General features: G+C 72.5%; 16 protein-coding genes. 13 read left to right on the top strand and 3 right to left on the bottom strand.

Annotated features, from left to right (window positions below; translation table 11 throughout):
• Window positions 1-116 precede the first annotated feature (116 nt).
• From PGH47_RS33955 to PGH47_RS33945, 3 genes are all read left to right on the top strand, one after another.
• On the top strand, window positions 117-1001 hold the full coding sequence (locus PGH47_RS33955; protein ID WP_271666563.1) for an amidohydrolase family protein: 885 nt from the start codon (window positions 117-119) through the stop codon (window positions 999-1001).
• Window positions 1002-1130: 129 nt separating this feature from the next.
• Window positions 1131-1832: a LuxR C-terminal-related transcriptional regulator gene (locus PGH47_RS33950; protein WP_271666562.1), complete on the top strand. Its 702-nt coding sequence runs from the start codon at window positions 1131-1133 to the stop codon at window positions 1830-1832.
• A 156-nt stretch (window positions 1833-1988) separates the two neighbouring features.
• The gene (locus tag PGH47_RS33945) at window positions 1989-3416 is read left to right on the top strand and encodes a hypothetical protein (protein WP_271666561.1); all 1428 of its coding nucleotides are present in this window, start codon (window positions 1989-1991) and stop codon (window positions 3414-3416) included.
• A 174-nt stretch (window positions 3417-3590) separates the two neighbouring features.
• Here PGH47_RS33945 and PGH47_RS33940 read toward each other — a convergent pair whose 3' ends face one another.
• Window positions 3591-4502, bottom strand: coding sequence for a LysR family transcriptional regulator (locus tag PGH47_RS33940; RefSeq protein WP_271666560.1), 912 nt, complete (start codon window positions 4500-4502; stop codon window positions 3591-3593).
• A gap of 141 nt (window positions 4503-4643) precedes the next feature.
• Window positions 4644-7121: a SpoIIE family protein phosphatase gene (locus PGH47_RS33935; protein WP_271666559.1), complete on the bottom strand. Its 2478-nt coding sequence runs from the start codon at window positions 7119-7121 to the stop codon at window positions 4644-4646.
• A gap of 232 nt (window positions 7122-7353) precedes the next feature.
• Between PGH47_RS33935 and PGH47_RS33930 the strand changes: the two genes are divergently transcribed.
• The 4 genes from PGH47_RS33930 to PGH47_RS33915 all read left to right on the top strand — a co-directional run bounded on the left by PGH47_RS33930 (window position 7354) and on the right by PGH47_RS33915 (window position 14332).
• Window positions 7354-9420 carry a SpoIIE family protein phosphatase gene (locus PGH47_RS33930; protein ID WP_271666558.1) on the top strand — a complete coding sequence of 689 codons (2067 nt, stop codon included), beginning with the start codon at window positions 7354-7356 and terminating at the stop codon, window positions 9418-9420.
• Between the two features lie 123 nt (window positions 9421-9543).
• Window positions 9544-10302 carry an IclR family transcriptional regulator gene (locus tag PGH47_RS33925; RefSeq protein WP_271666557.1) on the top strand — a complete coding sequence of 253 codons (759 nt, stop codon included), beginning with the start codon at window positions 9544-9546 and terminating at the stop codon, window positions 10300-10302.
• Between the two features lie 102 nt (window positions 10303-10404).
• Window positions 10405-11541, top strand: coding sequence for a PP2C family protein-serine/threonine phosphatase (locus PGH47_RS33920; RefSeq protein ID WP_443048591.1), 1137 nt, complete (start codon window positions 10405-10407; stop codon window positions 11539-11541).
• 109 nt (window positions 11542-11650) lie between these two features.
• Complete coding sequence (locus tag PGH47_RS33915) at window positions 11651-14332, top strand: SpoIIE family protein phosphatase/ATP-binding protein (protein ID WP_271666556.1); 2682 nt, start codon at window positions 11651-11653, stop codon at window positions 14330-14332.
• 45 nt (window positions 14333-14377) lie between these two features.
• On the opposite strand, the gene PGH47_RS33910 is transcribed toward PGH47_RS33915, so the two are convergent.
• Window positions 14378-15295: a MurR/RpiR family transcriptional regulator gene (locus PGH47_RS33910; RefSeq protein WP_093747760.1), complete on the bottom strand. Its 918-nt coding sequence runs from the start codon at window positions 15293-15295 to the stop codon at window positions 14378-14380.
• Window positions 15296-15408: 113 nt separating this feature from the next.
• Between PGH47_RS33910 and PGH47_RS33905 the strand changes: the two genes are divergently transcribed.
• The 6 genes from PGH47_RS33905 to PGH47_RS33880 all read left to right on the top strand — a co-directional run bounded on the left by PGH47_RS33905 (window position 15409) and on the right by PGH47_RS33880 (window position 21920).
• The gene (locus PGH47_RS33905; RefSeq protein ID WP_271666555.1) at window positions 15409-16545 is read left to right on the top strand and encodes a C45 family autoproteolytic acyltransferase/hydolase; all 1137 of its coding nucleotides are present in this window, start codon (window positions 15409-15411) and stop codon (window positions 16543-16545) included.
• A 68-nt stretch (window positions 16546-16613) separates the two neighbouring features.
• Window positions 16614-18260, top strand: a complete 1647-nt coding sequence (locus PGH47_RS33900) for an ABC transporter substrate-binding protein (protein ID WP_271666554.1) — start codon at window positions 16614-16616, stop codon at window positions 18258-18260.
• A 6-nt stretch (window positions 18261-18266) separates the two neighbouring features.
• Window positions 18267-19220, top strand: coding sequence for an ABC transporter permease (locus PGH47_RS33895; protein WP_269640965.1), 954 nt, complete (start codon window positions 18267-18269; stop codon window positions 19218-19220).
• Complete coding sequence (locus PGH47_RS33890; RefSeq protein WP_271666553.1) at window positions 19217-20074, top strand: ABC transporter permease; 858 nt, start codon at window positions 19217-19219, stop codon at window positions 20072-20074. The genes PGH47_RS33895 and PGH47_RS33890 overlap by 4 nt, the downstream gene beginning before the upstream one ends.
• A gap of 5 nt (window positions 20075-20079) precedes the next feature.
• Window positions 20080-21081 (top strand): ABC transporter ATP-binding protein, encoded by a 1002-nt coding sequence (locus PGH47_RS33885; protein ID WP_271666552.1) that lies wholly within the window; start codon window positions 20080-20082, stop codon window positions 21079-21081.
• Window positions 21078-21920 (top strand): ABC transporter ATP-binding protein, encoded by an 843-nt coding sequence (locus tag PGH47_RS33880; RefSeq protein WP_271666551.1) that lies wholly within the window; start codon window positions 21078-21080, stop codon window positions 21918-21920. Before PGH47_RS33885 ends, PGH47_RS33880 begins: the two co-directional genes overlap by 4 nt.
• Window positions 21921-22071: the final 151 nt, after the last annotated feature.

Below are 22071 nucleotides of genomic sequence, written 5' to 3'. Positions count from 1 at the left end.
GTGGCCGGAACCACCCATGTCCTTGATTCGGCACCGGAACGCCGACGGATCTCCCCACCCGGAAACTTCGCGCGAGAATCGACGACGGAACGGGACCCGAGTCTGAGAGGCACCGCATGGACACGGCCGACGAGGCGGCGGAGGTACGGCGGTTCTGGCAGCGGCTCGGGCTGCCGGGGCTCGTCGATGTGCACACCCACTTCATGCCGGAGCGCGTGCTGCACAAGGTCTGGGGCTACTTCGACTCGCTCGGCCCGCTGACCGGCGGGGTCGAGTGGCCGATCACCTACCGCGCCGAGGAGGCGGAACGGGTCGCCGTGATCCGGGGCCTGGGCGTGCGGGCCTTCACGTCGATGCTCTACCCGCACAAGGCGGAGATGGCCGAGTGGCTCAACGGCTGGGCCGTCGACTTCGCCCGCCGCACCCCCGACTGCCTGCACACCTCGACCTTCTTCCCGGAGCCGGGGGTCGAGTCGTACGTCCGCGAGGCCATCGAGGCGGGCACCCGGGTCTTCAAGGCTCATGTGCAGGTGGGCGCGTACGACCCGGCCGACGAGGCCCTCGACGCCACCTGGGGCCTGCTCGCCGAGGCCGCGACACCCGTCGTGATCCACTGCGGCTCGGGACCCATGCCGGGCAAGTACACCGGGCCCGAACCGATGGGTCGCGTGCTCGCCCGGCATCCCCGGCTGCGGCTGGTCATCGCGCACATGGGGCTGCCCGAGTACGAGGACTTCCTCGACCTCGCCGAGCGATACGACGAGGTGCGGCTCGACACGACCATGGCGTTCACCGACTTCAGCGAGCGCATGGCGCCGTTCCCGCGCCGGGCGCTGCCCCGCCTGGCCGGCCTCGGCGACCGGATCCTGCTCGGCAGCGACTTCCCCAACATCCCCTATCCGTACGCCCATCAGCTGGCGGCCCTGGAGCGGCTGGAGCTCGGGGACGAGTGGCTGCGGGGTGTGTGCCACGACAACGGGGCCCGCCTGTTCGGGCTGTGACGGGCCCGGCCCTGGTGAAGTGACCGATCTCCTACTGCGTCTTTACGGGAGCCGCGCTAGCCTTGCTAAACGAAACCGTTTCGTTCAGCTGGCAGGCCGCCACCAGCCTCCACCAGGAAGAAGACAGGCATGGTCTCCGTACTCGTGGTCAACGACCAGTCTCTCCAGCGCCTCGCCCTGCGCATGCTTCTCGGTGCCGAGCCGGATCTGCACGTCGTCGGCGAGGCGACGAGCGAGGCCGAGGCCGTCCGGCTGAGCACCGCGCTCCGCCCTGACGTCGTCCTGGTGGCCGGCCGCCCGTCCGGGCCGTCGGACACCCTGGAGACCGTCCGGCACCTCACCCGCCGGGACCGCCTCCCCCGCCCCCTCGGAACCGGGGACACGGAGCCGCACACCCCCCGAGTCCTCGTACTCACACCCGCCGGCCACGAGGAGCACGCCTACGCCGCCCTGCGCGCCGGCGCGGACGGTTTCCTGCTGGAGGACGCCGCACCCGACGAACTCGCCTCGGCCGTCCGGGTCGTGGCCGCCGGGGACGCCGTCATCACGCCCGCCCTGACGCGCGCGCTCATCGACGCCGTCCGTGAACAGCGCACCGTACGCCCCCTGTCACGCACTTCGGGGCTCGACACGCTGACCGGACGCGAACGGGACGTCCTGGTCGCCGTGGCCTCGGGTTGGTCCAACGCCGAGATCGCCGAACGACTCTCCATCGCGCCCACCACCGTGAAGACGCACGTGAGCAATATCCTCACCAAGATCGGCGCCCGCGCTCGCGTCCAGGCCGTGACGTTCGCGTACGAGTCCGGCCTCGTCCGTCCCGCCGCCTGACGCCGGGCCAACTGGCGGGCGCGCGCTACACCATCCGGTGGCTTCTCGCCGCTTGAGCGTTATTCATATCACCCGATTTCCTATTCATTCCACTGTCCGGCTCTTGGTGCTGACCAGCCGTCACGAGGCCCTGAACCAAGTCGAGGAGAGTGGAAGATGACGACATCGCCTGGATGGCGATCTGTTCTGATGCCGGCGGCCATGGCCGCCGCGCTCGCCGCAGCCGCCCTGGCGAGCGGGGGCACCGTCTACGCCGACGACCACGCGACGCCCCACCCGCCGTACCCGAGCAAGCCGGTCCACCCGGCGCACGCTCCGCAGCCGGCACACCCGGCGAAGCCGGAGCAGCCGGGCAAGCCGATGCACCCCGCGAAGCCGGAGCAGCCTGGCAAGCCGATGCATCCGGTGAAGCCGGAACACCCTGGCAAGCCGGTCAAGCCCGAATACCCGGCCAAGCCCGTGCACCCGGACAAGCCGATGCATCCGGTGAAGCCGGTGCACCCGGAGAAGCCTGTCAAGCCCGAGTACCCGGCCAAGCCGGTGCACCCGGAGAAGCCGGTCAAGCCCGAGTACCCGGCGAAGCCCGTGAAGCCGGAGTACCCCGCCAAGCCTGTGCATCCGGCCAAGCCGGTCTATCCCGCGAAGCCGGTCAAGCCTGAGTACCCCGTAAAGCCGGTCAAGCCCGAATACCCGGCTCACCCGGTGAAGCCGGAATACCCTGCGAAGCCTGAGTACCCGGCGAAGCCTGTCTACCCGGCCAAGCCGGTGAAGCCTGAATATCCGGCGAAGCCGGTGTACCCCGAGAAGCCGGCCAAGCCCGAGTACCCGGCCAAGCCCGTCTACCCCGCGAAGCCCGTCAAGCCTGAATACCCGGCCAAGCCCGCTTACCCCGAGAAGCCGGCCAAGCCCGAGTACCCCGCCAAGCCCGCCTATCCGGCAAAGCCCGCCAAGCCCGAGTACCCGGCGAAGCCGGCCTACCCCGAGAAGCCGGCCAAGCCCGAGTACCCCGCCAAGCCCGCCTACCCGGCAAAGCCCGCCAAACCCGAGTACCCCGCCAAGCCCGCCTACCCGGCAAAGCCCGCCAAGCCCGAATACCCGGCCAAGCCCGCGTACCCCGAGAAGCCCGCCAAGCCTGAATACCCCGCCAAGCCCGCTTATCCGGCGAAGCCCGCGAAGCCCGAGTACCCGGCCAAGCCCGCGCACCCCGAGAAGCCCGCCTACCCGGCCAAGCCGGCGAAGCCCGAGTACCCGGCCAAGCCCGCGAAACCTGAGTACCCGTCGAAGCCTGCGCACCCCGAGAAGCCGGCCAAGCCCGACTACCCCTCGAAGCCCGCCCACCCGGCGAAGCCTGACTACCCGTCAAAGCCCGCGCACCCCGAGAAGCCGGCCAAGCCCGACTACCCGTCGAAGCCCGCCCACCCCGACAAGCCGGCCAAGCCCGACTACCCCTCGAAGCCCGCGCACCCCGACAAGCCGGCCCACCCGGACAAGCCGTCCCACCCGGACAAGCCCTCGCATCCGGACAAGCCTGACCACCCGTCAAAGCCCACCCACACCAAGCACCAGGACAAGGACCAGTGGTAACCAGGAGCAGCTGATCCTGTCTGGTGCCGTCTGGAGTGGCGGGGGCGGCGGCGGCCGCGGCACTCCCCTGTCCGGCCTCGGCATTCCGCTGTCCGGCCTCGGCATTTCTCTGGCGGCCTCGGCAATTCGCTGTTCGGGCCGGGCATTTCCCTGTGTCGGCGTGCGGTCCTCGCGCTAGCGGGCCGTCCCGATCGTCCGGTGCAGGGCGTCCCGGCAGGCCAGGATCGCGGGGTGTCGGCCACTGCCTCTGCGTACGACGGTGAAGACACGGCGGGCGCGCTGCCCGCGCGGCAGTTGCCGTAGAGCCACTGTCACGGACTGTCCGCTCCACACGAGGTCGGGGAGGAAGGCCACGGCGAGCCCTCGTTCGACCAGGCGTAGGTGGAGGAAGAGGTCCGTGGTCTCGAACCGTACGTCGGGTTCGAACCCGGCGTTGCGGCACAGGGTCATGGCCCAGTGCCGGGCGGCCGTGCCCTCGGGTTCCATCACCCAGGGGTGGCCGGCGAGCGAGCGCAGCGTCGCGGTCGGGCCGTCGGTGTCGGGGTGGTCGGCGTGGGCGGGCAGCGCGAGGTGCAGGGGGTCGTCGAGCAGGTCCGCCTGTTCGAGTTCGGGCGGCCGCGGGTTGGGGTTGCCGGAGTACTCCTCCGCGAGGACGAGGTCGAAGTCGCGGGCCTGAAGGGCCGGCAGGGCCCTCTCCGGCTCCAACTGGGTCACGTGCACCCGCAGGTGCGGGTGCCGCTCGCGCAGCAGGTCCAGGGCGGTGGGGACCAGTGCCAGCGCGGCGGTCTGGAACGAGGCGATGCGCAGGGTGCCGGTGAGGTCGGTCAGGGAGGCGGCGATGTCCGCCTCCGCGCGCTCCAGGCGTTCGAGGACGGCTTCGGTGTGGGCGACGAGGATCTCGGCCTGTTCGGTCAGCCGTACCCGTCGCCCGACGGGTTCCAGCAGCGGGACGCCCACCTCGGCCTCCAGTTGGGAGAGCTGCTGGGAGACGGAGGACGGTGCGTACGAGAGGGCGGCGGCGACGGCCGCGAGGGTGCCGCGGTGCTTGAGTTCACGCAGCAGGCGCAGTCGGTGCAGATCGAACATCGCCGGAAGCGCCCTCCCCTCGACTCGGCTCCTCTCGGCTTCTCGACGGGCCGAAAGCGTCTGTGCAGGAACGATCGTAGAAGCGGCCCCGGGCAGCGGGCGTCAGGCGACGTCACCTAAGGCGGCCCGCGGGTGACGGGTTCAGTGCGTTCGCGGGAGCTCCTGCTCGGCCCAGATGATCTTGCCGTCGGCGGTGTAGCGGGCGCCCCAGCGGTGGGCGAGCTGAGCCACCAGGAACAGGCCGCGGCCGCCCTCGTCCATGCTGCGGGCGTGGCGCAGTCGCGGGGCGGTGCTGCTGCCGTCGGCGACCTCGCAGGTCAGCCGGGAGTCACGGAGCAGCCGTAGCCGGATGGGCGGTTCGGCGTAGCGGATGGCGTTGGTGACCAGTTCGCTGACGATCAGCTCGGTCGTCATGGCGAGTTCGCCGAACCCCCACGCCTCGACCTGGCGGGTCGCGCGGGCCCGGACCTCGGCGACGGCGGCCGGGTCCACGGGCACGTCGAAGGAGACGACGTGCTCGGCGCCCAGGGCGTGGGTGCGTGCCAGGAGCAGGGCGATGTCGTCGGGCTGCGGCGCGGGCACGACCTCGCGCACCGCGGACGTGCACAGCGTGGCCAGGTCCAGCCCCGGGCGGGACAGCAGCTCGCCCAGCCGGGCCATGCCGCGCTCCATGTCGTCGTCGGCCGCCTCGACGAGGCCGTCGGTGTACAGGCCGAACAGGCTGCCCTCGGCGAGTTCGATCTCGCCGGCCTCGAACCCCATTCCGCCGAGTCCCAGCGGGGGTCCCGCCGGTGGCTCCGGGAAGGACACCTGCCCGTCGGGCGTCACGACGACCGGCGGCGGGTGCCCGGCGCGGGCCATCGTGCAGCGCCTGGTGACCGGGTCGTAGACGGCGTACAGGCAGGTCGCGCCGAGGAAGCCGGCCGTGTCCCGGTGGTCCGCCCCGGTGCCGTCCTCGGACCGCTCCTCGCTGAGCCGCAGCACCAGGTCGTCGAGGTGGGCCAGCAGTTCGTCGGGCGGCATCTCCATGTCGGCGAGGGTCTGTACGGCGGTGCGCAGCCGGCCCATGGTCGCCGCGGCGGTGATGCCGTGCCCGACGACGTCGCCGACGACGAGACCCACCCGCGCCCCGGACAGCGGGATCACGTCGAACCAGTCGCCGCCCACGCCGCCCGTCGGGTCCGCCGGCAGGTAGGAGGACGCGACCTCCAGTGCCGTACCGCCCGTCAGGACCTGCGGCAGGAGGCTGCGCTGGAGGGTGACCGCCGCGGTGTGCTCGCGGGTGTAGCGGCGGGCGTTGTCGACGCACAGCGCCGCCCGCGCCACCAGTTCCTGGGCGACGAGGACGTCGTCGGGCTGGAACGAGATCGGGTTGAGCGAGCGGATGAACGTGGCGAGGCCGAGCGCGGTGTTGCGGGCCCGCATCGGCACCGAGATGAGGGAGTGCAGGCCGAACTCGCGCATGCTGGCGGCCCGTGCGGGCTGTTCGGTGACCCACAGTTCGTCGGCCGGGTCGAGGACCGGGATGAGGATCGGATCGCCCCCGATGAGCAGGTCCGCGCCGTGCGGCGGCGGCACGAAGTCCACCCGCTCCCCGATCCGCGCCACGGCCTCCGGGCAGCCCTCGCGCACGGAGCTCATGCCGGCCCGGCGCATCACGGGTTTCACGGGCGCCGGGCCCGCGTCGGTCAGCCATGCTCCGTGCCCCTCGTTGCTGAGCACGGGCTCCAGCAGGTCCACGACGACGAAGTCCGCGAACCGGGGCACGGCGAAGTCGGCCAGTTCCTGGGCCGTCCACAGCACGTCCAGGGTGGTGCCGATGCGGGTGCCGGCCTCGTTGACCAGGGACAGCAACTGGCGGGCGTTCCACCGTTCGGTGACGTCCGAGACCATGTAGCAGACCCCGGTGATCGCGCTCTCGGGACCGGTGAGGGGGAAGAAGGACGTGGAGTAGGCGTGCTGGCGGCGCGGGTCGGCCCAGCTCCAGCCGACGTACTCGTAGTCGGTGACCGGCACTCCGGTCTCCAGGACCTTGCGCATCAGGCCCTCGATGGTGTCCGCCTGGAGGCCGGGCAGCAGTTCGCTGAGGCGGCGGCCGAGCCGCTGCGCACGGGGCACGCCGCCGAAGCGTTCCAGGGTGTCGTTGAGCCAGATGTAGCGCAGCTGGGTGTCCATCACGGCCATGCCGACCGGGGCGCGGGTCAGAAAGCCGTCGAGGACGGAGTCGCCGACGGCCCACTGCTGGTGCTGCGCGCGCGCCGAGATCAGGAAACACTCGTCGGCGCCCACCCGGAAGGACGCGGAGACCCGCAGGTCAGCGTCGACGCGGCTGCCGTCGGAGTGCCGCAGCGGAATGTGGCCGCTCCACCCCATGCCGGCCCGGCAGCGGTCGGCGACACCGGCCACCCGCGCCGGGTCGCCGGGCATCGCCAGCAGCCGCGCGGCGGAGGAGCCGACGATCCCCGACGCGGGCAGGCCGAGCAGTTCCTCCGCGGCCCGGGTCCAGCCGAGCACGACGCCGTGCCCGGACACCACCGCCGCCGCGTCGGTCGACGCGTCGAAGAGGGCGCGCGGTCCTGCCGACGCGGGCGCGTCGGGCCTTTCTCGCGGTACGTCCATGGGTCCTCACGCAGCGTCCCTGGGTCCCGTCCTCTACAGGACCATGTTCCTGCTAGTCCGCGCGATGTGCACGGGCCCACGGCACCCGTTCCCGTCCCGTGACGGTCGTGGTGGGCCCGGAGTGGGCAAGGCGCGCACGCGGAGAGAGCATGGAGGTGCCGGTCGTCGTCACCGCGGTACCCGGGGGAGCCGTGGTCGGCGGTCGTGGCCGGCCCGCGGCGGAGGAGCTGGGATGGCAGCCGAGACCTTCGAATCCGACAGTGGCGGGTACGCCCCCGTGCCGCCCCGGCCGACCGGTCTGCTCGACGTGCTGAGCGTGGCCGCGGTGGTCGTGGACGCCGAGGGGCGCGTGGTGTTCTGGACCCCGCAGGCGGAGGAGCTCTTCGGTTACACCGCCGACGAGGCGCTGGGCACGCCTGCGGCGCGGCTGTTCATCCACCCCGACCATCTGCCCGCCGTGGTGCAGCTGTTCACGGAGGTCCTGGAGACGGGGCGCAGCTGGGCCGGCACCTTCCCCGTGCGGCACAAGGACGGCAGCACCCGGCTGACGGAGTTCCGCAACATGCGGCTGCTGGACGATCTCGGGGACGTGTACGCCCTGGGCATCGCGGCCGACCACTCGCTGCTCCAGCGCGTGGAGACGGATCTGGCGCTGTGCGAGCGGCTGATCAACCAGTCCCCGATCGGTATCGCCCTGGTGGACCCCGAGTTGCGGTTCCTGCTGGTCAACCCGGCGCTGGAGCGGATCGACGGCACGCCCGCGGAGGACCATGTGGGGCGTCGGCTGATGGAGACGCTGCCGCTGCCCGACATCGACACGATCGTGTCCTGTCTGCGCCAGGTGCTCACCACCGGCACCCCGCTGCTCGACCAGTACCACGTGGGCCGCCCGCCGGCGGATCCCGAGCACGAGCACGCCTGGTCGCTGTCCTTCTACCGGCTGGAGGATCCCGGCGGGCGGGTCCTGGGCGCGGCCATCTCCTTCGTCGACGTCACCGAGCGGCACCGGGCCGCCGCCGAGGCCGACCGGGCCCGCCGGCGTCTCGCCCTGATCGCCGACGCCTCCACCCGGGTCGGCACCACGCTGGAGGTGGAGCGCACCGCTAACGAGCTGGCGGAGATCGCCACGCCCGAGCTGGCCGACGTGGTCGCCGTGGACGTCCTGGACTCGGCGCTCGCGTGCCGGCGCATGCGGCAGCCGGACAACGGACCCGAGCTGTTCCGGGCGCTCGCGCTGAAGTCGTCGTACCCGAGTGCGGCGCTGCGTGCGGCCGACCCGCCCGGTGATCTCGCCGCCTACGAGGGGGACCGGCTGGTCACCCTGTGCGTGCACACCGCCCGGCCGGTCCTGGTGCGGCACGTCGGCGAGGACGATCTGCGGCGCATCGCCCGGGATCCCGAGGCGACCAGTCTGCTGGCGCGGGCCGGCGTGCACTCCTACATGGCGGTGCCGCTGATCGCGCACGGCGAGGTGCTGGGCGCCCTCGATCTCAAGCGGACCCGGAACCCGGTGCCGTTCGACGAGGACGACGTCGTGCTCGCGAGCGAGCTGGCCAGCCGGGCCGCCGTCGCCATCGACAACGCCCGCTGGTTCCAGAGCGTGCGCAACACCGCCCTCACCCTCCAGCGCAGCCTGCTGCCGGACCATCCGCCGCACCACACCGGCCTCGAGATCGCCTACCGCTACCAGCCCGCCCAGGCCACCAGCGAGGTCGGCGGCGACTGGTACGACGTCATCCCGCTGGAGGACGACAAGACCACGCTGGTCGTCGGCGACGTCATGGGCAACGGCATCGACGCCGCCGCGACCATGGGCCGGCTGCGCACCGCGACCTGTGCCTACGCCGACCTCGATCTGGATCCGGGCGCCGTGCTGCGGCACCTGGACAAGATCACCTGCGATCTTGAGCACTACATCGTCACCTGCCTGTACGCGGTGTTCGACCCGCGCACCCGGCGCTGCCACATCGCCAACGCCGGACACATGCCGCCCGCGCTGGCCCGCCCCGGCCGGCGGCCTGAGCTGCTCGAACTGCCCGCCGGTGCCCCGCTCGGTGTCGGCGGCATCCCGTTCCGGACCACCACCGTCGAGCTCGGCCCCGGCGATCTGCTGGTCCTGTACACCGACGGCCTGGTCGAGACCCGGGCCCACTCCATCGACGACCGGCTGAACGTCCTGCTCGGCTTCCTCGACGAACCCCGCAGACCCCTGGAGGAGACCTGCGACCTCCTGCTGTACGGCCTGCGCCATCCGGACGACCACGACGACGTCGCGCTGCTGGTCGCCCGGGTGCTGTAGGCGCGCCCGGCCCGGCGCCCCGTGGCGCAGTAGGCGCGCGAGGCCGGGCGCCTGCGGTGCCGTGGGCGCTCCCCGCCCGGCCCCGCCTTGCCCGCGCCGGGTGCCCGGCGCACGCTGGTTCCTATGGGTGTCAGTGACGGCCCCACGCTCATCGGCTCGGTGCAGCGTGCCTTCCGGCTGCTGGAGGCGATGAGCGCGCACGAGAACGGCGCGCCCGCGAAGCAGCTGGCACGGGAGACGGGCCTGCCCCTGGCCACGGCGTACCACCTGTTGCGGACGCTGGTCCACGACGGCTATGTGCGCAAGCTCCCCGACGGCGGGTTCATCCTGGGCGAGCGGCTGCAGACACTGCACACCACGGGCCGGGCGCAGGCGCTGCTCAGCCGGATCCGGCCCACGCTGGCCGCGCTGCGGGACGAGCTGTCCAGCGCCGCCTACCTCACCTTCTACGAGGAGGGCGAGATCCGGGTGGCCGAGATCGTCGACGGTCCCCGCGCGCCCCGCGTCGATCTCTGGGTGGGGTTCGAGGACGCGGGGCACGCGACGGCGCTCGGCAAGGCCGTGCTGCGGGAGCTGGACGAGGAGGCACGCAAGGAGTACCTGTCCCGGCACCAGCTCGCCGACCTCACACCGCGGACCATCACCGACCGCCCCGAGCTGCTCAGACGGCTCGCCTCCTCGCCCCTGGCCCCGGCGGTCACGGACATGGAGGAGTACGCCCTCGGCACGGTCTGTGTCGCGGTGCCGGTGTACAGCGGGAACACGCTCGGCTCGCTCGGCGTCTCGCTGCGGGCCGACCGCCGTTCGCGGCTGGAGGAGGTCACGGCGCGGCTGATCCCGACCGCGGACCGGGTGACCAGGGGCCTGTCACTCACTATCTGAAATCCCGGTGCTTGTCCGATGCGGGGTCCAACCCGTTTCCTGAATAAATCGGACATTTCATTGGGCGTACGCCCCTGCGCACAGGTGAGGACAGCGGACTAGATGATCAAGGCCCCTGAGCACGGCCCCGACCACTGGCCGAGGCGAATGGTCGCCGCCGCGCCCGTTCTGCCCATACTGATCGTCTGCGGTCTCGTGCTCGTCGACCTCGCGGGCGGCTCGGGGGTCACCTGGGTGCCGCTGCTCGCCACGGGCCCCGCGCTCGCCGCCACCACCGGCGGGCCGCGCGGCGTCCTCTGCGTGGGGCTGCTGTCGGCCGCGCTGGGGGTGGCCCTCGGTTTCCGGGGCGGTGCCGCGTCCAGCGAGCTGGTGGTCGCGCTGGCCTCCCTGCTGGTGATCACCGCGGCGTGCGCCGCGACCAGTGTGCTGCGCATCCGGCGCGAGCGGGTGCTGGCGGCTGTGCGTTCGGTCGCCGAGGCCGCGCAGCACGCGCTGCTCCAGCCGATTCCGGCGACCGTCGGACCGTTCCAGGTGGCCGTGCGCTACAGCGCCGCCGCTGCCGAGGCCCGGATAGGCGGGGATCTGTACGCGCTGGTGTCGACGCCGTACGGCGTCAGGCTGATCGTCGGTGACGTCCGCGGCAAAGGGCTGCCGGCCGTGAGCACGGCGGCGCTGGTGGTCGGCGTGTTCCGCGAGGCCGCCCATGACGAGCCCGATCTGCTGGACGTCGTCGCGAGGATCGAGCGGAGCCTGGCACGCAACCTGGGCAGCGACGACTTCGTGACCGCCGTGGTCGCCGGGTACCCCAGGGACGGGCAGCTGGAGGTCGTCAACTGCGGGCACGCGCCGCCGCTGCTGGTGCGGGACTCCGTGGTCGTGGCGGTGGAGCCGGACCGTCCGGCGCCGCCGCTCGGTCTTGGCAACCTGTCGGGCGAGGCGCCCACGCTGCACGTGCTGCCCTTCACCGACGGGGACCAGCTGCTGCTGTACACCGACGGCGTCACCGAGGCCCGCAACCACGACCGCGAGTTCTACCCGCTCGCCGAGGGGCTGGCCCGGCACACCTGCGACGAGCCCGTGGACACCGTCACCGCGCTGCACGGCGAGCTCCAGGACCACGTCGGCGGCCGGCTGCACGACGACGCGGCGCTGCTGCTGCTCCGCATGCCGGCCATGGCAGGAGCGCCGGCCACCGCCGAGGCGGCGGGCGCCGGGCGCGTGGAGTCGTGCTCGCCGTAGGGCGCCGGCACCCCCGGGTACACGGTTTGGCCGACGGCTCCCGGCGAGGTCCGCGGCTTCCCTCGTCAAGCACCGTGCCCGCCTGGTGAAACGGTGTTAGAAATGATGCATGGCCGGATTCCTCGGCCGCCTGCGCTCGCTGTTGAGCGCACGTACCGTGGCCCGGCAGGTCTTCGTGCTGCAGGCGGCCATCGTCGTGCTCCTCGTGGTGGCCGCCGTGGTGGCTCTGGTGCTCCAGGTGCGCACCGACACCAAGCGGGAGGCGGGCAACCGGTCCCTCGCCGTCGCCCAGTCCTTCGCGAAGGCCCCGGGCATCGAAGAGGCCCTGTCGAGCCCTGACCCCAGCGCGGTGCTCCAGCCCCGCGCCGAGGCGGCACGCAAGGCCACCGACGTGGACTTCATCGTCGTCATGACCAAGGACGGGATCCGCTACACCCACCCCAACCCCGACCGGATCGGCAAGCACTTCGTCGGCACCATCGCCCCGGCCGCGGCGGGCGGGACCGTACGGGAGACGTACACCGGCACCCTGGGCCCGTCCGTGCGGGCCGTCGTCCCCGTGACCGACGACAACGGCAAGGTCATCGCCCTGGTCGCCGCCGGGGTGACGCTGGACAGCGTCGGCGGGATCGTGGAACACCAGCTGCCCACGCTGCTCGGCTCGGCGGCCGGCGCCCTCGCCCTCGCCACCGCCGGGACCGCGCTGGTCAGCCGCCGGCTGCTGAAGCAGACGCACGGGCTCGGTCCCGAAGAGATGACGCGGATGTACGAGCATCACGACGCGGTCCTGCACTCCGTGCGGGAAGGCGTACTGATCATGGACGACCGGCGCCGGCTGGCGCTGGCGAACGACGAGGCGCGCCGGCTGCTCGGGCTGACCGCGGACGCGGAGGGACGGCCCTGTGTCTCCCTCGGCATCGGCAACGACCTGGCCAGACTGTTCGCCTCCGGGCGGGACGCCACCGACGAGGTGCATCTGGCGCAGGGCCGGCTGCTGGCGGTCAGCCAGCGTTCGACCGACCGGGACGGCGGGCCGCCCGGCAGCGTGGCGACGCTGCGGGACACCACCGAGCTGCGCACCCTGACCGGCCGGGCGGACGTGGCGCAGGAGCGGCTGAAGCTGCTGTACGACGCAGGGCTGGAGATCGGCACCACCCTCGACGTCACCCGCACCTCGCAGGAGCTGACCGACTTCGCGGTGCCGCGGTTCGCCGACTTCGTCTCCGTCGACCTCGCGGATCCGGTGCTGCGCGGCGAGGAACCCAAGGACGGCCGCGCCGACATGCGCCGGGTGGCGTTCCAGGGCGTACGGGACGACAGCCCGCTCTACCCCATCGGCAAGCTGATCCACTTCGCCCCGGGCACCCCGCAGGCGTTCGGGTTCGGCACGGGCAGGTCGGTCCTCGAGACGGACCTGCCCGCCTTCGCCGGCTGGCAGGAGCAGGATCCCGCGAACGCCCGCAGGCTCGTGGGGTACGGGTTGCACGCGATGCTCACGGTCCCGCTGCGGGCCCGTGGCGTGATCATGGGCATGGCCACGTTCTGGCGCGCCGACCGGCCCGACCCCTTCGAGAGCGAGGACGTCTCGCTCGCCGAGGAGCTGGTCGCGCGGGCCGCCGTCAGCATCGACAACGCCCGCCGCTACACCCGCGAGCACACCCTGTCGGTGACGCTCCAGCGCAGTCTGCTGCCGCGGGCCCTGCCCGGGCAGAGCGCCCTCGACGTGGCCTACCGCTATCTGCCGGCGCAGGCCGCGCAGGGCGGGGTCGGCGGGGACTGGTTCGACGTCATCCCGCTGCCGGGCGCGCGGGTGGCGCTGGTCGTGGGCGACGTCGTGGGCCACGGACTGCACGCGGCGGCGACGATGGGCCGGCTGCGCACCGCGGTCCACAACTTCTCCACGCTGGACCTGCCGCCCGACGAACTCCTCGGCCATCTGGACGAGTTGGTGACCCGCATCGACCAGGACGAGGGCGAGGGCGAGGAAGAGGTGGCGCCGATCACCGGGGCGACCTGCCTGTACGCGGTGTACGACCCGTCCACCGGGCTGTGCGCCCTCGCCCGCGCCGGCCACCTCGAACCGGCGCTGGTGCACCCGGACGGCCGGGTCGAGTTCCTGACCGTGCCCGGCGGGGCGCCGCTGGGCCTGGGCGGCAGCCTGCCCTTCGAGGCGACCGAGGTCCGGCTGCCCGAGGGCAGCGGGCTGGTGCTGTACACGGACGGGCTGGTCGAGGACCAGGGCCGGGACATCGACGAGGGCCTGGAGCGGCTGCGCGACGCGCTCGCAGCGACGCCTCCGACGCGGGGCCGGGGTCCGGAGGAGACGTGCAAGGCGGTCCTGGAGACCATGCTGCCCGAGCGCCCCCGTGACGATGTCGCCCTCGTCGTCGCCCGGACCCGGCGGCTGCCCTCCGACCGCACGGCCGCCTGGGACGTACCGGACGAAGCCTCCGCCGTGTCCCGGGTGCGGGCGGCCGCGGCCCGCACGCTCACGGAGTGGGGCCTCGAGGAGGAGGCGTTCACGACCGAGCTGATCCTCAGCGAGCTGGTCACCAACGCCCTGCGTCACGCCACCGGCCCGATCCGGGTCCGTCTGATCCGCGACCTCACGCTGATCTGCGAGGTCTCCGACGGCAGCAGCACCGCCCCGCACCTGCGCAGCGCGGCCGCCACCGACGAGGGCGGCCGGGGCCTGTTCCTGGTGGCCCAGTTCGCCGATCGCTGGGGCACCCGTTACACGGCGGACGGCAAGGTGATCTGGACGGAACAGCCGCTGCCGCGGGGGCGGTGACCACCCGCACGGCAGCGCTGTAACGGGCGATACGACGGGACGGGCTCAGGTCGCCCTGCGCGTGCGCGGCTCCTTCTGCGCCAGCAGCTGTTCGCGCAGCGCCGTCAGCTGGTGGGAGTGCTCCACCGCGCGGGTCTCGTCCAGGGTGGTCAGGGCGAGGACCAGCGCGTCGGCGAGGATCAGGCCGGTCAGGGCCTCGTTGGTGTTCCCGGTCGGCGTGTGGGGGGCGGTGAGCACGGCGTCGACGCGGTCCTCGAAGACCTCCCCGAGCTCGTCGGTGACGAAGACGACCCGGGCGCCGACGGCGCGTGCCCGCTCCACGACGACGTGCAGCTCGGCCAGCTGCCGGCCCGGCTGGAACACGACGACCGCGTCGCCCTGGCCCAGCGCGAGCAGAGGGTCGGCGAGGGCGAAGCCGGTCTCGCCGACGAAGCGGGCCCGCCGCCCGATCCGGCCGAGTGCCAACGCCAGGTGCCGGGCGGCGAGTTCGCAGGCGGCGACGCCGTAGCAGAACACCTCGCGGGCCTCGGCGAGCGCCTCGACGGCACTCTTCAGCGCGTCGGTGCCGGTCAGCCGGCGGCACTGCTCGATGCGCTCCTGCGTCTCGTCGAAGACGTCGTTCCAGATGCCCTCCAGGTCCTGCCCCACGTGCGCGATGCGCTGCTGGAGTCGCACCTCGGGCGCGAGCGCGGAGGTGAAGTCGGCGGCGAGTTCCCGCTTGAGCGCGGGCAGGCCGGCGTATCCGAGGCGTTGCAGGGCGCGTACGACGGTGGCGTTGCTTGTGCCGCTGGCGGCGCCCAGCTCCTGCGCGCTGGCGAACATCATCTGCTCGGCGGGGGCGCTGGCCAGGTACTGCGCCACGGTCCGCTCCGACGCGGACAGCTCGTCCCACATGTCGCGGACGGCGGCCCGCAGCCGTGTGAGGCCCCCGGGACCCGCGCTACCAGATTCTGGATTCTTCATTACAGGTATTGACTCTCGCGTTTCGGCCATTACGCTCTGAGCATCTCGTTCCAAGAAGATGAATTCTCGGAACGGATGTTACAGCACTGGTGTGTCCCCCGAGGAGTCCCGTGATGAATCACAGCCTGCCGGTCGTCGAGATCTCGGGGTCCCCCCTTGAACGGGGACGACAGTACGGCGAGGCCGTGGCCCCCCGGCTCGAGATCGCGCTCGGCTACTACGCGGAGGCCTTCGCCGTCTCCTCCGGGCTGACCTGGAACCAGGTCACCGGCCGCGCCGCCCGGTGGCTGAAACCCGTCCGTGAGTACGCCCCGCAACTGCTTCAGGAGATGCAGGGCATCGCGGACGGCGCCGGCCTGGACCTGCTCGACGTCCTCGCGCTCAACGCCCGCGGCGAGGTCATCTACGACGACTCCTTCGCCCGGATGCGCGAGGAGGAGCCCGCCGAGGGCTGCACCTCCTTCGCGGCGTACGGACCGGCCAGCGGCGACGGCCATGTCTGGGCCGGACAGAACTGGGACTGGCGCGCCGGGGTGGCCGACACCGTCGTCATGCTGCGGATCGTCCAGCCCCCGGCGCCCACCCTGATCATGCAGGTGGAGGCCGGCCAGATCGGCCGCCAGGGCGCCAACTCCGCCGGGATCGCGCTCAACGCCAACGGTCTGGGCGGTCGGTTCGGCGAGGCCGTCGGACTGCCGCAGACCGTGCTGCGCCGCAGCGTCCTGGACCAGGCATCCATCACCGACGCACTCGACGTGCTGTGCCGCACCCGGGCGCACATCGCCAGCAACGCCCTCCTCACCTGCCGCGAGGGCTTCGCCATCGACCTGGAGACCACCCCGGCCGGCCACGGCTGGCTCTACCCCGACGACGGGCTCCTGGTGCACGGCAACCACTACCAGGCGGGCATCCCCGCCGCCCTGGCCGACGGCTACCGCCCGATCGCCGCCGACTCCCTGGTGCGCGTACCCCGCGCCGAGGCGGGTCTGCGCCGGCTGCGCGACTCCGCCGGCACCGACGAGTCGCGCAAGCTCATCAAGGACGCGATGTCGGACCACCTCGGCTTCCCCGAGTCGCTGTGCACCCACTCCGACCCCCGCAAGCCCGAGGTCAGGCACTGGAAGACCCTCGTCTCCTCCTGCGTCGACCTCACCGCCGGCGACTACCACGTCACCGCCGGCACCCCCTGCGACCGCGAGTACCAGCATCTGCCCTTCAACCTCTACGACGGCCCCCACGCCCCGAACTGACGGCCCGTCACCGGTCCTTCTCCAAGCCCCCCCGCTCCCGTTCACCCTCCCCGCTCAGGAGCCCTCCAATGAAGCTCAAGACCGTCACAGCCGCCGCCGGTGTCGCCGGCGCGCTGGCCCTTGCCACCGCGTGCAGCGGAGCCACCACCGGCGCCTCCGCGGGCGGCAACAAGGCCCCCGGGGCCGCCGACCTCACCCTCACGCCCACCACCGCGCGGGCCACCGGATCCGTCGCCGCCGTCAACTGGCTGCTTGAGGACGAGCCGGACTCCCTGGACCTCGACACCCAGGGCGGCAGCGCCGGCCGCACCGTGCTCAGCAACGTCTGCGAGCGCCTCTACCAGCTCCAGCCCGACATGTCCGTACGCCCGTCCCTGGTCCGGCAGGCGGCCCGCCCCGACGCGAGACACCTGGTCCTCACCCTGCGCGACGACGTCACCTTCCACGACGGGTCGGCGATGACGGCGGACGACGTCCTCTTCAGCCTGAAGCGGCACGCGCAGCCGGAGATGGAGCAGTCCGACGAGTTCGGCAACGTCTCCGCGATGCGCAGGACCGGCGGCCACGAGATCACGATCACCTTCAAGCAGCCCGACGCCCTGTTCACCAAGGCACTGGCCGGTGACGCCGGGCTCGTCTACAACCGGGAGCAGGTGCGGAAGGCCGGCAAGGACTTCGGCACACCTGGCCAGGGCGATGCCTGCTCCGGGCCGTACGAACTGTCCGGCTGGAAGTCCGGCGACTCGATTACGCTGACCCGCGCCGAGTCCTACTGGGGCGAGAAGCCGCTCACCGGCAAGGTCGTCTTCCGCTGGGCGGACGACAGCGCCATGGTCAACGCGCTGGCCACCGGAGCCGCCGACGGCACCTACGCCGACTCCATCGGCACCGCGGCCGCGCTGCGCGGCAAGAAGGGCCTCGACGAGTACTTCGGCCCCAGCACCGCCGCCCTCGCGCTCATCCCGACCGAACGCGGCGGCCTCGCCGACCCCGACGTCCGCAAGGCGCTCTCGCTGGTCCTCGACCGCTCCGGCATCGCCAGTTCCGGCTACGGCGGCCTGGTCGAACCGTGGGCCACCCCGGTCGGCTCCGGCGCCTGGGGCTATGCGAAGGACGCCTTCGCCGCCGCCCAGAAGCAGCTCACCGACGCCCCGGCGAAGCCGGACGCACAGGACCTCGCCAGGGCCAAGGAGCTGGTGAAGAACGCCAGGAAGGCGCCTGCCGGACCGATCGTCATCGGCACCGACAGCAGCCAGGGCCGCATGGTCATCGCCAACGCCGTGCGCGCCGCGCTGGCGCAGATCGGGCTGAAGGGCGAGATCAGGACCGTCCCGGCCGCCCAGTACGGCGAGTTCTACGGAGACAAGGAGGCCCGCGCCGACATCGACGTGCTGGTGGCCGACTGGTACATCTCCAAGAGCGACCCGCTCGGCTTCTACGACAACGGCCTGTCGGACAGTTCCAACAACTGGGTCGGCTTCAAGAGCGCGGAGTACGACGCGAAGGTCGAGCAGGGCCTGCGCACGCTGGACGACGCCAAGCGCGCCGAGCTCGCCATCGACGTGCAGCGGCGGTTCGCGGACGCGGCCGTGTGGATCCCGATCGCCCAGATGCCGACCGCTCTCGTCCTCGACGACGAGCTGACCGGTCCGCCCGCCTCGATGGCGTACCTCTACTACCCCTGGGCCGCGCAGCTCGGCGCGAAGAAGGGCTGAGCGCCGATGTTCGCCTCGATCGGACGCCGGCTTGCGGGACTTCTCGCCACCCTGCTGGCCGCGTCCTTCGTCATCTTCGCCGCCGTGTACGCGGCTCCGGGCGATCCCGCCGTGTTCCTCGCGGGCGGGCGCGACAAGCTCACCCCCGAGCGGCTGGCCGCCGTCCGGGAGCAGTACCACCTCGACGAGCCGCTGGTCGTGCAGTACGGCCGCTGGCTGTGGGACTGCCTGCACCTGGACCTCGGCCGCTCCTTCCAGTACGGCGACCAGGTCTCCGACCTGCTGGCGTCCCGCTTCCCGACCACGCTCGCGCTGGTCGGCTACGCCACGGTCCTGTTCGTGGTGCTGGGAGTGGGCGCCGGAGTGCTTGCCGCCGTCCGGCGCGGCAGCTGGGTGGACTCGGCCGTCGTCGGGACCACCACCCTCACCGCGTCCGTGCCGTCCTTCGTCGGCGGCATCGCGCTGGTCGCCTTCTTCGGGGTGCGGCTGGGCTGGTTCCCGGTGACGGGCAGCGGCGAGGGGTTCGGCGGGACGCTGCACCACCTCACCCTGCCCGCGCTGGCCATGGCTCTCGGCGCGGTCGCCGTCATCGCCCGGGTCACCCGGCAGGCGATGGTCGAGGCGGGTGCCGCCGACCACGTGGAGGTGGCCCGCGCGGCCGGGCTGCCGGAGCGTCTGATCATCCGCCGGCACGTCCTGCGCAACGCGCTGGGCCCGGTCGTCACGATGTGCGGCCTGGTCACGGCCGGGATGCTGGCCGGCACGGTGGCCATCGAGACCGTCTTCGGGCTCAGCGGCATCGGCTCCCTGCTGGTCGGCGCGGTCAACAGCCATGACTTCCCGGTCGCCCAGGCGGTGCTGCTGCTGATGGTCGCCGGCTACATCACCGTCACCACCCTCGTGGACCTCGTGCACCCGCTGCTCGACCCACGCCTGAAGGCCATGAGGAGTCCCGCATGACCGCCGTCTCCGCCGATGTGCTGCTCCCGGCCCGCCGCGGGCGCGGCCGGCGGCGCCCCGTCCTCGTCCTCGCCGGGGCCGCCTTCCTCGCCCTGGTGGTACTTGCAGCCGGTTTCGCGCCTCTGCTCGCGCCGTACGCCCCCGACGCCGTGGACCTGTCGGCGTCGCTGGTCGGCACGAGCGGCGACCATCTGCTCGGCACCGACGCCTCCGGTCAGGACCTGCTCTCGCGCGTCCTGTACGGCGCCCGCACCAGCCTGATCGCCCCGCTCGCGCTGCTGGCCATCGCCGCGCTGCTCGGCGTCACGCTGGGCACGGTCGCCGCCTGGCGCGGCGGCTGGACCGACACACTGGTGTCCCGGGTCACCGACGTGATGTACGCCTTCCCGGGCCTGCTGTTCGTCGTGCTGATCATCGCGGTGTTCGGGGCGGGCATCACCACGTCCGTCCTGGGCCTCGGGCTGGCCTTCGCGCCGACGATCGCCAAGTACACCCGCAGCGTGGCGCTCGCGGAGCGGGCGAAGCCCTACGTCGACGCCTATCGCGTGCAGGGCATGAGCGGTTCGCGGATCTGCGTACGGCATCTGGTGCCCAACCTGGCCCGGTCGATCGTCGGGTACCTCGTGGTGCTGTTCGGCGAGGCGCTGATGAGTCTGGCCACCCTCAGCTATCTGGGGTTCGGCTCCCAGCCGCCCAGCTCCGACTGGGGGTTGATGGTGCAGGAGGGCCAGGCGGCCATCGTCCAGGGCGCCCTGCTGCCCGCGCTGGTGCCGGGCACCGCCATCGCCGCCGTCGTGGTGGCCTTCAACGTGGTCGGGGTCTGGGCCGCCGACCGGCTCGGCGCCAGGAGGTAAGCCGCATGCTGCTCGACATCCAGAACCTCACCCTGGGCCTGCCCGGCACGGCCCGGCCGCTGCTCGCGGAGGTGAGCCTGCGGGTCGGCTCCGGGGAGACCGTCGGTCTCGTCGGCGAGTCCGGCTCGGGCAAGTCCACCACCGCGAAGGCGGTCCTGCGGCTGCTGCCGGAGGAAGCCTCGGTCACCGGCCGGGTGCTGGTCGACGGCGACGACGTCCTCGCCCTGAGCGGGGCCGCGCTGCGCGCACACCGGGCGGGCACGGTCGCGATGGTCCACCAGGACCCGCGCTCCGCCCTCAACCCGGTGCGCCGCGTCGGTGACTTCCTGGTCGAACGGCTGACCCGGACCGGCGCCGTCGACCGGCGCACGGCACGCGCGAAGGCCGTCGAACTCCTCGGTGCCGTGGGCCTGTCCGACCCGGAGCGGCGGTTCGGGCAGCGGCCGCACGAGATGTCCGGGGGCATGCTCCAGCGCGTGGTGATCGCCGGCGCGCTCGCCGCCGAGCCACGGCTGCTGCTGGCCGACGAGTCCACCAGCGCGCTGGACGTCACGACGCAGGCGGAGATCCTCGCGCTGCTGCGGTCCCTGCGCGAACAGCGTGACCTGGGGATGCTGTTCATCACCCACGACCTGCATCTTGCCGCCGCGTTCTGCGACCGGGTGTACGTGATGTACGCCGGCCGTGTGGTGGAACAGCAGGACGCGGAGCGTCTCTTCACCCACGCCCGGCACCCGTACACACGGGGTCTGCTCGCCTGCTCGCCCGAACTCGGCGACACCGAGTGCGCGTTGGAGCCGATCCCCGGCCGGCCGCCGTCCCTGTCCGACGCGTTCACCGGCTGCCCGTTCGAGACGCGCTGCGCGCACGCCGAGCCTGAGTGCGCCGCCCGGCCCCCTCAGCCGCTGCCGTTGCCGGGCGGCGGGACGGCGGCGTGCCTACGGCTGACCGACCTCCCGGACGAGCTGTCGCTCACCTCCGCCCTGGCCAAGAGGAGCCCCGCATGACCGCGATCGAAGCCCGGCCGCAGCCCCTTCTGGTGGCCGACGGCCTGACCAGGACGTACCGGCTACCGGGCGGCGAGCGTCTGACCGCCGCCGACCGGGTCTCCTTCACCGTGCCGCGCGGCGGCTCGCTCGGCGTGGTCGGCGAGTCCGGCTCGGGCAAGAGCACCGTCGCCCGGATGCTGGTCGGTCTGGTGCGCCCGGACGCCGGCACGGTCACGGTGGACGGCCGGGACCGTGCCGCGCGGCCGAGGGCGTTCGGCGGGGGCCGGGCGGCGCACCGGCTGGCGCGGGCCCGTGAGATCCAGATGGTGTTCCAGGACCCGTACGTCTCCCTCGATCCCCGGCTGACGGCCCGTCAATGTCTGCGTACGTCCCTGCGGCTGCACGGCCGTGACGCCGACGACCGGCGGATCGCCGCCCTGCTGGACCAGGTGGGGCTGGGCGCGAGGGAGGCGGGGGCGCGCCCGCACGAGCTGTCCGGCGGGCAGTGCCAGCGGCTGGCCATCGCCCGTGCCCTCGCCGTCGACCCGCGCGTCCTCGTGCTGGACGAGGCGGTCGCCGCGCTGGACGTGTCGATCCAGGCGCAGATCCTCGGCCTCCTCGGCGAGATCCGGCGGGACACGGGGGTGGCGCTGGTCTTCGTCAGCCACGACCTGGCCGTCGTCCGGCACATTACCGACGAGACGGTGGTCATGCGCCGCGGCACGGTGGTGGAGCAGGGCCCGACGGACCGGGTGCTGGACGCCCCCGAAGACCCGTACACCCGCCTCCTGTTGGCCTCCGTCCCCCGCCGGGGCTGGGATCCGGCCGACGTGGTGCGGGCGAGGGCGGTCGCCTGACCGAAGGAGGTCCGCCGTCGTGAACCCGCGTGCCCGCACGCGGGTTTGCCCTGTCGGCGGGACGAACCCGATGCGCGGCACGACCAAACCGTTGACGCGGACATGGCCCACTTCTATCTTCTGACCGACCACGATCGAAATGACGAACTTC

It is taken from the genome of Streptomyces sp. HUAS 31 (assembly GCF_028198125.1).
In the GTDB taxonomy this organism is placed as follows: Bacteria; Actinomycetota; Actinomycetes; order Streptomycetales; family Streptomycetaceae; genus Streptomyces; species Streptomyces chartreusis.
Note: the sequence above shows the minus strand (reverse complement) of the source record. Positions and strands in the feature narration are given on the sequence as shown.